The following is a 13,902-nucleotide window of genomic DNA, read 5'->3' as shown; positions in this document are numbered from 1 at the left end:
GCTTAGTGGGGTGTCGGCGGGTCCGGTTCAAGACCCGGACAGGAAGAAATTTCAACGTCAGGCCGATCTCGGCCCAGTACACAACCCTAGGTAATCTCACATTTTTCCGGATCGGCGCGCTGCCTGATTGATGCGGCGGTGCAGAATCTTTCTGATTCGTTTACGTAGCGTCCTTGACGGCCTATGGATGCCAACTAGCTGTTCAACCACAGGGAGAACATAAACCAACGGGGTTGATATACCTTGCGTATATGACCCTGCTTAAAAGGTGAGATCATGCAGATTGTTTTGCTATCCGGCCTTGGGCCGATCTGGCCTGCTGCAAGTTCCTTTTATGACAGCGACAATCTTGAAGGCACATTATTTGATCGCAAGGCGGAACAACCGCCACTTCATCCAGGTCTGAACCGCCGTCTGGGCATGCAGCATTTCCACTATCGCACCGAGGAAGGTCCGAAGCCACTGATCCGCCCGCGCCTTGAAGCCGAGCCGCACCTGACCACCGAGGCCGTTACATCAATCCTTGAAACGGCCGGGTATGACTATGAACTTTTCCGCCTGGAAGACCTGTGGGACGGTCAGCGCTTGCCCCGGACATCGCCAGACGTCATCGCCCTGTCGACGACCTACATCGTGAACATGCGATCGATGCGCATGGCTGTGGCTTGGGTCGAAAAGCATTTCCCCGATGTCATCCTGATCGTCGGCGGCCAATACAGCAACCTCAAGTACAAGAAAATCATGGAGGATTTTCCCGCAGTCGACTTCATTGTGAAGGGCGACGCCGAGGTTTCCTTTCCTGCCCTCTTGCGCCAGATCGAAGGAGACCGCGCCTTTGGCGAGGTGCCAAACCTTGTCTGGGCCAAGGGCGAAGGCCCGTCGCGCGAGATCTGCGTGAACAAGACGGAATACATCGACCTGGACGCCTTTCCATCGCCGGAATTCGACGGCACGCGCCGGATCGTTCCCTACGAGTCGATGCGGGGCTGCCCTTTCACATGCAAGTTCTGTTCGTTCCCCGCGGCTTCACCTCTGTGGCGATACAAATCGTCCGAAAAGATCATCAGCGATTGGCTTCATTACTCCGAGAAGAATTCAAGCCAGCTGATCCGCGCCATGGATTCGACATTTACGGTGCCCCCGAAGCGGCTTCGCCAGTTGCTCAAGGATCTGCCGCAGCATGATATAAAGTGGGAGGCCTATTCGCGTGCGAATGTTCTGACCGACCAGGAAACGATTGACGGTCTGGAGGCATCGCATTGCATCACGCTATCGATTGGATTTGAGTCGATGAGCGAAAACTCTCTCAAATATATGAATAAGGCCGTCCGGGCGACGCACAACCGGAAGGCGCATGAGATGCTGCTGAAAAGCAGTATCGATTTCCGCAGCTCGTTCATGATCGGCTACCCGGGCGAGACCGTCGACGACTACCGATTGACCCATGATTACCTGGTCGAAGAATTCGAGCGCCACATCGTGCTTTCGGTCTTTTCCCTGACGGACGAGACGATGCCCGTCTGGGACGATGCCGACAAGTACAACATTCAGGTCTCCGATTTCGACGACCCGGACGCCGACTGGAGCCACGTCGGAATGGATGTGCATACCGCCCGCGCGCTGCATCAGGAAACCTTCCGTGCCGTGCGATGGCAGAATGAACGGGCGGTTTCGGTGTTGTGGCAGATCCCCTACCAGCTGCCTCTCATGCCGGAACGTTCCCTGCGCGACAACTACCGCGTGGAGAAGCTGCTGGAGCGCCTTGCCTTCGCTCCGAAGGACTATCGCCACGACCCCGATCACGTGAAACGTCTGTCGCGCGAGATTCTGCGAGAGCTGGATGAGTTGGGCATCGTGATCAGCGATGCAACCGACACCAACCAGCGCGATCTGATGAACCCCATGTCGCCGGCCCATCCGATGCCCCAGCACGCACCGGCCTGACCGCACACCCGTCTTGATCGATCAAACTGAAAGGAGCATTCGCATGCTGCCGCGCAAGGTTCTTGTGAACATCGAGCCTACCCCGTCGTGCCCTGCGGCCTGCAGCATGTGCCCGCGGTCCGTGATCCGTGACGACGGCTTCATGTCGGTCGAGATGATGGAGCGCATCATCGACCAGGTCGATCCGTCCTATGTCTGGGAAATCGATCTTGCCGGGCGGGGCGAACCGACAATCCATCCCCAGTTTCACACGCTGCTTGAGATCATGCGCCGTCCCGGGATCACCACGGATGTGACCACGACCGGCGTCACCTTCACGCAGAAGAACATCGATGCCGTCGTGAACAACGTGGACGTGATCCGGCTGTCCGTAAGCTCGGTCGTCAAACCCGTTTTCGACAAGGTTCATATCGGGCTGAACTATGACCGGATCTGGCGCAACATCGCCGCTTTGGGCGAGGCGGCCGGGCACAAGGTCTATGTCCACCTGACCGGCGGGCCGGTGATTTATGACAGCCTTCCCCTTACCGTCGAAAAGCTGCGCTCGTTCGGGTACAGCAACTTCTACCTCTTTCCGCTGTGGAACCGTGGCGGCGAGGTGGATCACGCCGAAGACAATCGCAAGCGTGCCCAGCTGTCCCGTGATCTGGGCATCAAGATTTCGGAAAGCGAATACAAGACCGGCACCGGCAAGGTGAAGTTCTTCCTGAACACCCTGATCGGCCTGGCGCAGAACAAGCGGTACTGCCCCATCGGCGATGGCAGCGTAAGCATCAGCCACAAGGGCGATATCCTGGGGTGCTTCCAGGACTTCGGACACGTTTCGAACGTGGGTCACATCGATCGTGACAACCTGCGCGACATCATCCGCTCGCGGGTGCGGGACCTGGGCAACATGGAGATCTGCCGCGGATGCAATTCGCGCAAGGCAGTGATGCCCGGCCCGATGTTCTTTGCCTGATCCGAACAGCGCGGGGGGCGGACACCATGAACTTTCAACCCAGCCGGAACAGACCGCAGGAGGTGGACATGTTGATGCTCAACTGTTCCAACCTCGCTTGGCGACCGATCTACCCCTATGCCTTCATCCAGCTGGGCGAGGTCGGTCGGCGGCACGGCTTGAACATAGTAACCCAGGACCTGCTGTTCGTCAGCGACTGGGTTGCCCGGATTACCGACCTTGTCACGCGCCTGCGGCCCCGGTCCATCGGCATCCATCTGCGCCAGGCCGATACCGTCGATCTGTCTGATTACCGCACGCCGGATACCGGGCCGTCTGCCGCACGAATTGGCACCTATTTTCCGGTCGAGGACAGCCGGCGCCTGACGTCGATCCTGCGCGATCTGACCGATGTGCCGATCCTGATGGGCGGGTTCGGCTTCACCACCCACGCCGAGCGCTTGATGCAGCATATGGACATCGATCTGGGGGTTGCAGGCTGCCCGGACTGGGTCATGGCACGCTTCTCGGATGTCTTGCAGGGGCGCGACCTGGGCAATATCCCGAACCTGATACATCGTCAGAACAGCGGCATAATTCACAATCCGCGCAAGTTCGCCGCCCCTGCGGCAAACCGCGAATATACCGATGCAGCCCTGACCGACATTCGCGCCTTCTACGGCGACAAGCTGTTCAGCGCCGATCCCCCCACCATTGCGGTCGAAGTTTCGCGCGGCTGCCCCTTCTCGTGCTTTTTCTGCACCGAACCGGCCGTAAAGGGCAAAACCACCCGCTTCCGTGACGTGGATGTCGTCGAGGGCGAGCTTGACTACCTTCTCGCCAACGGCTTTCGCGACTTCTGGTTCGTGTGTTCCGAGATGAACATCAAGGGCACGGATTTCGCCATGCAACTTGCCGAGCGGGTGATCCGGCTTAACGAAAGGTTTCCCGGACCGCGCGCAATCCGTTGGTCCGGCTACTCGCTGCCCTCACTGAACCGGGACGAGCTGCGGACCCTGAAGCGCGCCGGTTACACAGGCGCGATCAACGATATCCTGTCGTTGGACGATACCAATCTGCGCCGCGCAAGGGTGCCCTACAAGGCGGCACAGGCGCTGGAATTCATGAAGGCGATGATCGACACCCGCGGTGCGGCCAATGGCGATGTCGTCGATAGTGAACGAAAGTTCACCGCCAACAGCCCGGATCGGTTCGAGGGTCTGATCTCGTTCTTCCTGGGCAATGCCCATATGGATGCCGAGACCATCCCGATCACTCTGGCCCGGTTGGAAGCCTCTGGCCTTCAGGCAAATTATGGCGAGGGCTATGTGATCCCCTCGACGCGCGTGTTTCCGACCGATGGAACTGCCGCGTTCTTCGATCAGTCCACCACGGTGACCTATGGCCGGGCGGGCGGTTTGGCGGCACCCGACATTACCGCGCCTTCCTTTCACTTTCCGCCCCTACTGATGGAAAAGCTGGGCACGCAAGGGGCGGTGATCGCCTTTCTTGACCATCTGGCTGCGACCTTCATGTCGCGGGTTTGGCGCACCACCCCGAAATGGGCAAGTTTCCTGCGCGACAGGGTCGATCCGAAGCACCTGGCCACCGTGGTCGGTGTCGAGGCGCTGGCGCAACTGGGGCTCTCGAAGGACGGGGCGGCGACCTCGGAAAGCGCCGACCTTTCGGAAACCGCGATCGAAGCGGCAGCCTGCGACGCGCTGCGTCTTTACTTTGCGCGGCAGCCCGAAGCGACCGCGCCTGTCCGCCGTGCCTTGCCGCAGATCGACCTTATGGCCGGCCCGTTCGGCATCTCCGAATATGCGGTGACCGCAGCTCTCTATCGGCAGTTTCCCACGCGGGCGGCCTATGACGCTTTCGTTGCGCGGCTTTCCCCGGTCGCAGCCAGCTTTCTGGGCTGGGTCGAGACCTACGCGAACTTCACCCACAGCGAGACATTCCGCGACCTGACCTTTCTCCCACAGGAGGTGCCAGAGAATGAATAAGGTAACGCCCGTGCCTGCCAGCAACCCGCTGGCCCAGCATCTGACTGCCCGCGCCGCCCGGATCCCGTCGTCCTACTTCAACGGGCAGCAAACCAGCTTTGTGCTGTCGGTCGGCGACGAGACGCTTGGTATCGTCATCGAGGCGGAAGCGTTGCGTGTCACGGCCGCTCTACCGGCAGCACCCGCTTTCGCGGCGGCAATGTCCCCCCAGGATTTCCACAGCCTCGAGACTGCACGCTCTGACGTGATGACTTTGCTGAACACCGGGCGCATCCGGTTGTCACAGGTCGATGCCGGCGCCAACCCTTTGAAGGTGCTGCAATATGCCATCATGCTGATCCTTGCGCGCTGGTATCTGACCGACGCGGCGATCGCCTCTGTCGAACAGCCGCGCCCCGGATATCTCTGCACGCGACTGGACCGGATCGACGCCTCGGATACGCAGGGTTTTCGCGCTCTGGCCGAACAGGGAACGCCGGTTCTTATCGCTGGCATGGCGAATGACTGGCCGATGCGGCGGGCGGGTTTCGACAAGCTCCTCGATGCCGCGCGGGATATTCCCGTGTCGCTGTTGCGGCGAGAGCACGGGCCGGACAGCCCGGCACAGTACGAAACCTCGACCCTGCACGATTATGTGCAAAGCATCCGTGACCTGACCGGGGATGCCGGCAATCGCCCCTATCTTGCGGCCAATGCGATCCCCGAAGCCATGGCCAGCGTGGTGGGCCTGCCGCCGCAGTTCCCTCCCTCGGCATTCGCCAACACCCGGATGTGGATCGGACCGCCAGGCACCGGGCTGAACTTTCATCGGGACATGGTGGACAACTTCATCGTTCAGGCCTTTGGCCGCAAGAACCTGTCGCTGATCGCGCCACACCATGCCGCGGACATGCTGCCGCAGCGGCTTGGCGGCAATCCCTTCTACCAGCCAAGCGGTCGCTATCTGGGCATCGAGCCAGAAGCAGCGCCTGTGCTGAAACCCGAAACGCTTGCCGCCCGGATCGACGTCTCGCTGGAGGAAGGCGACGCCATCTATCTGCCGGCGGGATGGTGGCATCAGGTGCGCAACGCGACCTTGTCGTGGTCCTTCAACTTCTTCGCCGTCAATCAACCTCCGGTCGTTCTTGGCCATAACCCATGGGAATCCCAGAATGAGCAATGACCTGTCGCACGCCGATCTGGCCATGACCCTGCGCCGCCCCCCGGGTCCGGCCGACGACCAGGCCGAAGCCGTCGCGCATCAGCTGATGGACAACCCGCTGACACTGTTCGATGCGATCACCCGTGACTATGGCGAGATCGCCTTCCTTCCTGGCGTCAACATCTACGCCGTGACCGATCCAGAGCTGGTGCAGAAGATCATCCTGGATGACGCCGGCAACTTCTCCAAGAACCCCGAAGTCATGGACAAGATCAGCCCCGCCATCGGCAAGGGCCTGTCCACCCTGATCGGGCCACAGTGGAAGAAGCACCGCCGGATGGCCAACCCGGTCTTCACGCGGCTGTCCGTGTCCACGTTCTTCGACATCTTTCGCCAAAGCATCGGCGAAACGATGGCCGACTGGGATCAGCAAAGCGGCAGCGAAGTCGACGTTACCGAGGAAATGAAGCGGCTGACGTTACGCATCGTGATCCGCTGCCTTTTCTCGACCGACATCGACGCCTTCTCGAAGGAGATCATCAAGAACCTCGAACTGCTGCAACTCTACTCGGTGTACCGACTCTGGTCGCCCGTCCAGCAGGCCGAAGACGAGAATGATCCCCGGATCAAGGCCTTCTATGCGGCGCGCCAGTTCATGGAAGAGATGATTGACGGCATCATCCGGCAGCGCCGCAACACTCCGAAAGCCGGGCGCCCCGATCTTCTCTCGCTGTTGATGGACGCGCGCGATCCCGAAACCGGCGAGGGGCTGGAAGATGAGAAGATCCGCCACGAAGTGATGAACATGTTCCTGGCGGGCCATGAGACGACGGCCAATGCCGTGGCCTTCGGCTTTTACCTTCTGGCATCGAACCCCGAATTCGCCGACCGATTGCGCGCCGAGCTTGATCCGGTTGCGATCGAGACCCTGGATTTCACCGGGCTTTTCGCCCTGGACCTGAACGACAGGGCCTTCCGGGAATCCCTTCGGCTGTTTCCGTCCTCCTGGGCCATGAGCCGGATCTGCCTGAAGGATTACGTCTTCAAGGATTACCTGATCCCGAAGGGCGCTGATCTGATCATCGCACAATGGTGCATGCATCGCAGCGAACGGCTGTGGGAAAACGCCTCGGCCTTCGATCCCGACCGCTTTCTGCCAGACCGCTTCGCCAAGATTCACAAGTTCGCCTACATCCCTTTTGGTGCGGGCGGGCGCAAATGCATCGGGATGCATCTGGCCGAATCAGAAGGCCGCATGATCCTGGCGATGCTCGCGCGGTCATACACCTTCCATGTCACTGAAAACACACGCCTCAATCTGCGGGCGCGGCTTTTCATGACCTCTGATCCCGGCGTGCGTCTGCGCGTCGAGAAACGTCCTTAACCCGAAGTCACAGCGAAAGGATCTTGCGATGCAGACGATGAACATGGCTTTCCCCATCGTGCCGGGCCAGGAGGGCGCCCTGCGCGAACTGGCCGCCCAGTTGACCGGACCCAAACGGGACCAATTCAACGATTTTCTCGCCCGGGTCGGGGCAAGCGAAGAACGCTGGTATCTGCAGGAAATCGGCGGGCAGGCGCATTGCCTGATGTTTCTGGCGGCCAAGGACCTTGGCAGCGCCTTTGCCGCGCTCGCCGTCTCGCGGCACCCGTTCGATGTCTGGATGAAAGAACGCAACCGCGAAATCTTCAACATCGATTTCGAAGCCCCAAGCGAGGGGCCCATGCCTGAAACCCTTCTGGATCACGTCACCCTGACAAAGGAGCTTGCAGAATGAACGAGGCAACGTCCATCCGCACCAAAGCGGCCCTGGCAACCGATTTCGACATCATCGGCGCGCGTGAGGCCTATCTGAAGGCCTTTCGCAGCCGCGACGCAGATGCCTTGGGCGCGCTGTTTGCACCGGCGGCGATCCGCGTGAATCCCGGCACGCCGGACGCGATTGGCCGCACGGAAATCCGCGATGTCATGGCGCGTCATTTCGAAACCTTCGGCAATCAAAGCATCGCCGACACGTACCGGTTCATCCAGGACCGCTGCATGATTGCGGTGTGGACCTGGCACGCGACGCAGGACGCCGACTATCTGGGCGTGCCGGCCAGCGGCAAGCAGGTCGGCGTCATGGGCGCTTCGGTCTTCTGGTTCGGCGAAGACGGCAAGATCATCAAGGAATGCACCTACTGGGACCCCTATGGTGTCCTGAAGCAACTGGGCGCCGGGGCCGAGCCGGGCCGCGAGATTCCCCCACATGCCACCGCACCCGAGATCTTTGTTGCGGGACGGACCGATGCCGAAGCGGCCAATATCCGGCACCTGCGGACCTATCACAGCTACCTGCTTGGCGGACAGTTGCAGCCGTGGCTGGACTACATGACCGACGACATCGCCTGGGATGACCAGATGGCACCGGGGCTTGCCGTCGGCAAGAAACACTCGGCTTCGGATTTTGCCATGCTGCGCAGCGCCTTCGGCGACCCCGAGATCAAGTCCGTGAACGTCTGGGGCAACAATCAGTTCGTGATCCACCAGGGCATTTTCACCGCCAGGCACAAGGGCGAGCTGATGGGGATCCCGGCCTCGAACCGGTTCGTGATCGTCGACAACATCGACGTCATTTCCTTCACCCCAGACGGCAAGATCGACAAGGGCTGGTCCTTCGGGAACTCGATCGAGATGGGCTACCAGCTTGGCGTCGGCGCGAAACAGGCACAATAAGGAGCACGCAGAATGAAGCTTTACGGAAACCCGCACAGCGCCTGCACCAAGACCGCCCTGATGGCGCTTCATGAAACCGGACAGGATGCACAGTTCGTTCTGGTCGATCTGTCCAAGGGCGAACACAAGTCCCCCGAACATCTGGCACGCCATCCCTTTGGCCGTGTCCCCGTGCTTGAGGACGGTGACACCCGCATCTACGAAGTTCGGGCCATCCTGCGCTATCTTGCCGCCAAGCGTCCGGACCTCCCCCTCGTTCCACAGGCCCTGTCAGATCGCGGCCTGATGGATCAATGGATCAGCGTTGATGCCTGCTACTTCACCCCGGCAGCCTATGACGTGGTGTTCCAGAAACTGTTCGCACCGATGTACGGAATGGCGACAGACGAGGCAGTCGTAGAGCGGGCCACCCGCGACGTGATGGTCGTCTATGATGCGCTTGAGGCGCAGTTGGAAAAGACGCCCTACCTGGCCGGGGACGAGGTGACGCTCGCTGACCTGTGCTTCGTCCAGTACACCGAAAGCCTTGTCCAGGCGCTTGGGCCGGATCTGTTCGCCCGCCATCCCTACCTGAAAGTGTGGCGCGAAACGATGCTCAGCCGGCCGTCCGCCGCGCCTGCAGCCCTGCAAGCGGCCTGACATCACCTCGCGACGCCTGTTGCCCCGGTGACGGGCGTCGCACGGGATCTCCCCCAGAAATTGAGAGTGCATCATGCAGAAACTTGCGATTGCCTTCGATGATCCCGTAGCCTGGCCCGCGGTTCCCCATTCGGGCGGCGCCCGGGTGCGCGACGTCCTGGCAGCGCGCTATGCGGCGATCCTGAACCGGCCGCAGGTGGCGCATTCCCAGGTAGGGGTCGAGCTGGAGTTCCCGCTTTGCACCCGGACCGGGCAGGCCCTGACCATCGAGGATGACGTGGTAGGCAGGATTGCCACCGCCCTGGGGCTGGAGGTGGTCGGGCGCAGCGACACGGGCGAGGTAATCACCGTCCGTACGACCGACGGCCAAGTGACAATCGGCTATGAATACGCCCGCGCGGTCCTTGAGATTGCCCTGGCCCCGGCGCGCGATTGCCTTGCGCTGTCGGATCTTTTGGGCAAGGTCCTCGGTGCGCTGGATGCGGTTCTGGCCGATCTTGGCCTGTATCTTGGCGACAGCGGGTTGCATCCGCAGGCCTGGTCGCGCACCGCGCCGCCCTTGCCGACACCACATTACCGGGCCATCGACCGCTTTCTGAAAAGCGCGACGCGCGGGGGCGATTATCACCGCTTTACCGGCTTCATCGCCTCGTGCCAGACCCATGTCGATGCCTGTGCGGCCACGGCGCCGCTTTTGTCCGAAACCTTCCGCCGCGCGGGCTTTGTTGCGGCCCTGTTGATGGCGAACTCGGCCGGGACATGGGGCGGTGAAACCCATCTGGTCTCACGCGACCACCTGTGGCGCAGTTCGGCCTTTGGCGGGCTTGGCAGCTATGCGCCGCGCGAGTTGGCGCAGGATATCGACCAGTTTCTCCGCACCCAGGCGCATCAGGGGCTTTTCATGGCGCGCCGGGGCCAGACGGTCTGGAGCTTTGATCCCGTGCCGCTGGAACGTCTTGACGCCTATCCCCATGTAACCGCACGCAGCGATCTGGGTGGCGTGCCGATCATAACCCAATTGCGCCTGACGCCCGAGGACGCCCGCCATTACCGGGCCTACGGACATGCCGTTCCCACCGCCTATGGCACGATCGAGGTGCGGGGCGATTGCCTGCAACCGCGTGATGCGATCCTGGCGCCGGCCGCATTCACGCTTGGGCTCGGCGCGCTGGCGCTACCTGTCGCTCGCTATCTGGCCGAGGTGACGGGCGACGCCGATCCGATGCACCTTCGCGCGACCGCCGCCCAGCACGGCTGGGCCATGCCGACCGATATGCTGAAACGGCCGCTGGACGAGATCTGCCAGACCACGCTGGCCTTCGCCCGGCAAGGGTTGCAGGCCCGCGGCTTTGACGAAGCCGTGCTGCTAGAGCCGCTGTTCCAGCGGGCTGCCCAGCGCACGAACCCGGCCGCGGCCCAATTGCAAGCACAGGGGGCTTAGACACATCATGGCAGAGATCGGCCTTTCCATGTACGATAACGACGGCGGCGCATCGATCGAGGCGCGCCTGACAGCGCGGCTCGAGGCGCTGGGTCACAGGGTTGTCGGCAAGATCGACATGCGCGAAAGCGCAACGCGCGATGGCCGCGTGTTCACCCAGGACGGGCGCGACCTGTCGGCGCTGGACGTGTTCTTCTACATGGACGCAGACCGCCAAAGCCCGAACCAGGCCGATCAGTTGCATGCACTGGAACGGTCGGGCGTCCGGGTGGTCAATACGCCCGGGGCCTATGATGCCGCGCGCGACAAGCCGACCGCGAACCAGATGCTGCGCAACGCCGGCATCAGCGTGCCACGCTCGGTCCTGCTGACACCTCGGGCCCTGGCGCGTGATGCCGCCGCCTTGATCCGCGACTGGGGGTCGCTGGTTGTCAAACCGCGCACCCGCCACGGGGGCTATGGGATCGTGCGATTCACCGATGCCGGCCAGCTTGCCGATTTCTGCCAGATCGAAACCGGTGTCGACAATTACTATTGCGAGGAATTCATCCCCTTCGGCGATCTGGACATGCGCGTCGAGATTGCCGCCGGCACCGGTATCGGCGGCTACTCCAGGCGCCGCACACATGCGTTCAAGACCAATGTCAGTTCGGGCGGAATCATGACGCCGAACCCGCCCGATACGGCGCTGCGTGGCCTGGCCGAAGATGCGGCCCGCGCCATCGGACTTGAGTATTCCATCGTCGATTTCCTGCGGGATGAACGCAACGGCCGGGTGACGGTGGTCGAAGTGAACCCGATCCTGGGGATCTTTGTGGAAGAGGCGATGCGGGTCAGCCCCAAGACCTCTCTGCGCGAGGTGGATCCAAGCTACGCCCTTGATGCGCGCAAGCTGGAAATCCTGACCGACCATCTTGACCGGCTGTCGCGCGCGCCCGTCGCGGAACGGCGCATCGCATGACCGCCGCATCACCAATCCGGTCGGGACAGAAGGCCCCCGTCATCGCCATCGTCGGCGGGACCGTCAACGCCGCCGTGAATTTTTCCGCGCGTCAGATCGTGTGCTGCGTTTCCGACGCGATCCTTGCGCTGGTGCGCGACCATGGCGGGATCCCGCTGGTGCTGCCCGACAGCATGACACCGGCCGATGCCATGCAGATCATCCACCTCTGCGACGGGCTGTTGCTGCCGCCGGGACGCGATGTGCATCCATTGCGCTATGGGGAACAGCCCGCTGTGACCTATGGCGCCGCCGAAGGCGTGGGCACGCCCGGCAAGCGTCCGGCGATCATGGCCCCGGATGTGCGGCGCGACGCAATGGAAATCGCGCTCTTCAAGATGATGGAAGCCGCCTCAAAGCCGATCCTTGGCATATGCCGAGGGATGCAGGTGATCAATGTGGCGCGGGGCGGCACGCTGATCCAGGAATTGCCCGAGGGGCTGGGCCATTTCGTCGAAAACGACGGCTGGATCCCCTATCACCCGATGATTCTGCAGCCCAAAAGCCGGATGGCAGGCATTCTTGGCACGCCAGAGGTCACCGTCTCATCGGTGCATCACCAGGGGATAGAGCGGCTTGGCACCGGCCTGGTCGCTGCAGGCCACGCCCCTGACGGCCTGGTCGAAGCGATCGAGGACGCCGAGGGCGCCTTCATCTTCGGGCTGCAATCGCATCCCGAAAAGACCCGCCGAAATTTCCCGCAGACCGAACGGTTGTTCGCCGCCTTTGTCACCGCCGCCGCCGATCGCAGCACCGCCCGCGAGCCGGCCGAAACAGAAAGGATGTCCCATGTTTGATGCGAAAGACATGGCCCTGCGCCTGAACGATATCCCGGTCTACTCCGGCTATCCGGCCGAAATTCCGCTGGATGATCCGCAGGCGCTTGCCAGTTTGCCGATCCTCACCAAGGCGCAGCTGAACGGGCAGTTTCCGATGATGTGGATGACCCCTGCGCTGCGGGCGGCCATCGCGGCGGACGAGGTAGAGTATGCCTCCACCTCGGGCACTTCGGGCGACCGGCTTCAGATCGTACGCGAGCGCAACTGGTGGCAATCGGAATACCGGCGGACCTATGCCGTCCACCCGGAACTGGCGCTGATGGATCCGGCACAGACCCAGAAGGCGGTGCTGACCACCAGCGTCTGTTCCTCGGCGGTGTGCTGGCGCGACAATCCCACCTATGACCAGCGGATCATCGGCAAGACGCTCCACCTGAACACCGCGCCTGACCCGAACCGTTGGAGCGCCGCTGACGTCGCGCGGATCGTGGACGAGATTGATCGCTGGCAACCCGCCTATCTGGACATGCATGGTGGCTATGGCGCCATTCTGGCCCGCAAGGCGGCAGCTTTCGGGATTGCCCCGCCCCGGCACCGCCCCCGCGTGCTCACGGTCAGCTATGACTTTGCGTCCTCGGCCGCGCGCCGGCAGGTTGAATCCTTCTTTGGCGCAAAGACTCATGATCTGTTTGGCGCGACAGAGTTCGGCTATGCCTTCGTGCAGACCGACGACGGTTTCAAACCCGTGGCCGACAGTAGCGTGATCGAGCTTTTGCCCGTTGCCGGCCGCCCTGATCTTCGTCGTCTGGTGATCACCACGTCGAAAAATCGGCATATGCCGCTGGTGCGCTATGAAACCGGCGATCTTCTGGCCGTGGACGCGGATGCCCCCGACCGGCCCATCGCCACCGCCGGGCGGCTGAAGGATTGCGCACGCGACGATGACGGCGGCCTTGTAACCCCGCGTGACGTAGACCGCGCGCTTGAAGCGACGGGGGCGGCGCCGGCACAGTTCCAGATGCGCTGGAACGCTACTTCGGTTGAGTTGCTGGCCGTGTCGGATCCTGCAACCGACCCTGCGCCCTGGGAACAGGCGGTGCGCGGTCTGATGGGCAACGGGCGGGCGACCACTGTGCGCTGCGTGACCGAAATAGCGCCCGAAGGGTCCGGAAAGTTCGCCGCCATCAAGCACGTCTGAGCCTGTCCAGAACGGAGAACCCTGTCATGATTGTGCCTCAAGACCTTGTTGCCGTCCCTCCCCTCGCGCCGCTCACCCCAGCGGCCGAAGCGGCAAGT

The 13,902-nt window shown here is 62.1% G+C and carries 12 protein-coding genes; all 12 read left to right on the top strand.

What is annotated here, in order from left to right:
• Positions 1-276 precede the first annotated feature (276 nt).
• The 12 genes from CXR42_RS13420 to CXR42_RS13365 all read left to right on the top strand — a co-directional run bounded on the left by CXR42_RS13420 (position 277) and on the right by CXR42_RS13365 (position 13,804).
• The gene (locus tag CXR42_RS13420; protein ID WP_103258053.1) at positions 277-1,944 is read left to right on the top strand and encodes a B12-binding domain-containing radical SAM protein; all 1,668 of its coding nucleotides are present in this window, start codon (positions 277-279) and stop codon (positions 1,942-1,944) included.
• Positions 1,945-1,987: 43 nt separating this feature from the next.
• Positions 1,988-2,905, top strand: a complete 918-nt coding sequence (locus CXR42_RS13415; protein ID WP_103258052.1) for a radical SAM protein — start codon at positions 1,988-1,990, stop codon at positions 2,903-2,905.
• Positions 2,906-2,973: 68 nt separating this feature from the next.
• Entirely contained in the window at positions 2,974-4,890 is a 1,917-nt protein-coding gene (locus CXR42_RS13410; RefSeq protein WP_180996061.1) for a B12-binding domain-containing radical SAM protein, read from the top strand.
• Positions 4,883-6,052: a cupin-like domain-containing protein gene (locus CXR42_RS13405; protein WP_103258050.1), complete on the top strand. Its 1,170-nt coding sequence runs from the start codon at positions 4,883-4,885 to the stop codon at positions 6,050-6,052. The genes CXR42_RS13410 and CXR42_RS13405 overlap by 8 nt, the downstream gene beginning before the upstream one ends.
• Positions 6,042-7,415, top strand: a complete 1,374-nt coding sequence (locus CXR42_RS13400; protein WP_103258049.1) for a cytochrome P450 — start codon at positions 6,042-6,044, stop codon at positions 7,413-7,415. Before CXR42_RS13405 ends, CXR42_RS13400 begins: the two co-directional genes overlap by 11 nt.
• 28 nt (positions 7,416-7,443) lie before the next feature.
• Positions 7,444-7,809, top strand: coding sequence for a hypothetical protein (locus CXR42_RS13395; protein ID WP_103258048.1), 366 nt, complete (start codon positions 7,444-7,446; stop codon positions 7,807-7,809).
• A complete protein-coding gene (locus tag CXR42_RS13390) occupies positions 7,806-8,747 on the top strand; it encodes a nuclear transport factor 2 family protein (protein ID WP_103258047.1) in 942 nt (313 codons plus the stop codon). The genes CXR42_RS13395 and CXR42_RS13390 overlap by 4 nt, the downstream gene beginning before the upstream one ends.
• Positions 8,748-8,759: 12 nt before the next feature.
• Entirely contained in the window at positions 8,760-9,386 is a 627-nt protein-coding gene (locus tag CXR42_RS13385; RefSeq protein WP_103258046.1) for a glutathione S-transferase family protein, read from the top strand.
• Positions 9,387-9,459: 73 nt separating this feature from the next.
• Entirely contained in the window at positions 9,460-10,827 is a 1,368-nt protein-coding gene (locus tag CXR42_RS13380) for a glutamate-cysteine ligase family protein (RefSeq protein WP_103258045.1), read from the top strand.
• A 7-nt stretch (positions 10,828-10,834) separates the two neighbouring features.
• Positions 10,835-11,788: an ATP-grasp domain-containing protein gene (locus CXR42_RS13375; RefSeq protein WP_103258044.1), complete on the top strand. Its 954-nt coding sequence runs from the start codon at positions 10,835-10,837 to the stop codon at positions 11,786-11,788.
• Positions 11,785-12,624 (top strand): gamma-glutamyl-gamma-aminobutyrate hydrolase family protein, encoded by an 840-nt coding sequence (locus CXR42_RS13370; protein WP_103258043.1) that lies wholly within the window; start codon positions 11,785-11,787, stop codon positions 12,622-12,624. The genes CXR42_RS13375 and CXR42_RS13370 overlap by 4 nt, the downstream gene beginning before the upstream one ends.
• The gene (locus tag CXR42_RS13365; RefSeq protein WP_103258042.1) at positions 12,617-13,804 is read left to right on the top strand and encodes a phenylacetate--CoA ligase family protein; all 1,188 of its coding nucleotides are present in this window, start codon (positions 12,617-12,619) and stop codon (positions 13,802-13,804) included. The genes CXR42_RS13370 and CXR42_RS13365 overlap by 8 nt, the downstream gene beginning before the upstream one ends.
• Positions 13,805-13,902: the final 98 nt, after the last annotated feature.

It is taken from the genome of Tabrizicola aquatica, assembly GCF_002900975.1.
Lineage (GTDB): Bacteria > Pseudomonadota > Alphaproteobacteria > Rhodobacterales > Rhodobacteraceae > Tabrizicola > Tabrizicola aquatica.
Note: the sequence above shows the minus strand (reverse complement) of the source record. Positions and strands in the feature narration are given on the sequence as shown.

Bases quoted from the DNA above. Each gene is read 5' to 3' on its own strand.
- CXR42_RS13420 (WP_103258053.1), top strand. From the start codon at position 277: ATGCAGATTGTTTTGCTATCCGGCCTTGGGCCGATCTGGCCTGCTGCA.
- CXR42_RS13415 (WP_103258052.1), top strand. From the start codon at position 1,988: ATGCTGCCGCGCAAGGTTCTTGTGAACATCGAGCCTACCCCGTCGTGC.
- CXR42_RS13410 (WP_180996061.1), top strand. From the start codon at position 2,974: ATGTTGATGCTCAACTGTTCCAACCTCGCTTGGCGACCGATCTACCCC.
- CXR42_RS13405 (WP_103258050.1), top strand. From the start codon at position 4,883: ATGAATAAGGTAACGCCCGTGCCTGCCAGCAACCCGCTGGCCCAGCAT.
- CXR42_RS13400 (WP_103258049.1), top strand. From the start codon at position 6,042: ATGAGCAATGACCTGTCGCACGCCGATCTGGCCATGACCCTGCGCCGC.
- CXR42_RS13395 (WP_103258048.1), top strand. From the start codon at position 7,444: ATGCAGACGATGAACATGGCTTTCCCCATCGTGCCGGGCCAGGAGGGC.
- CXR42_RS13390 (WP_103258047.1), top strand. From the start codon at position 7,806: ATGAACGAGGCAACGTCCATCCGCACCAAAGCGGCCCTGGCAACCGAT.
- CXR42_RS13385 (WP_103258046.1), top strand. From the start codon at position 8,760: ATGAAGCTTTACGGAAACCCGCACAGCGCCTGCACCAAGACCGCCCTG.
- CXR42_RS13380 (WP_103258045.1), top strand. From the start codon at position 9,460: ATGCAGAAACTTGCGATTGCCTTCGATGATCCCGTAGCCTGGCCCGCG.
- CXR42_RS13375 (WP_103258044.1), top strand. From the start codon at position 10,835: ATGGCAGAGATCGGCCTTTCCATGTACGATAACGACGGCGGCGCATCG.
- CXR42_RS13370 (WP_103258043.1), top strand. From the start codon at position 11,785: ATGACCGCCGCATCACCAATCCGGTCGGGACAGAAGGCCCCCGTCATC.
- CXR42_RS13365 (WP_103258042.1), top strand. From the start codon at position 12,617: ATGTTTGATGCGAAAGACATGGCCCTGCGCCTGAACGATATCCCGGTC.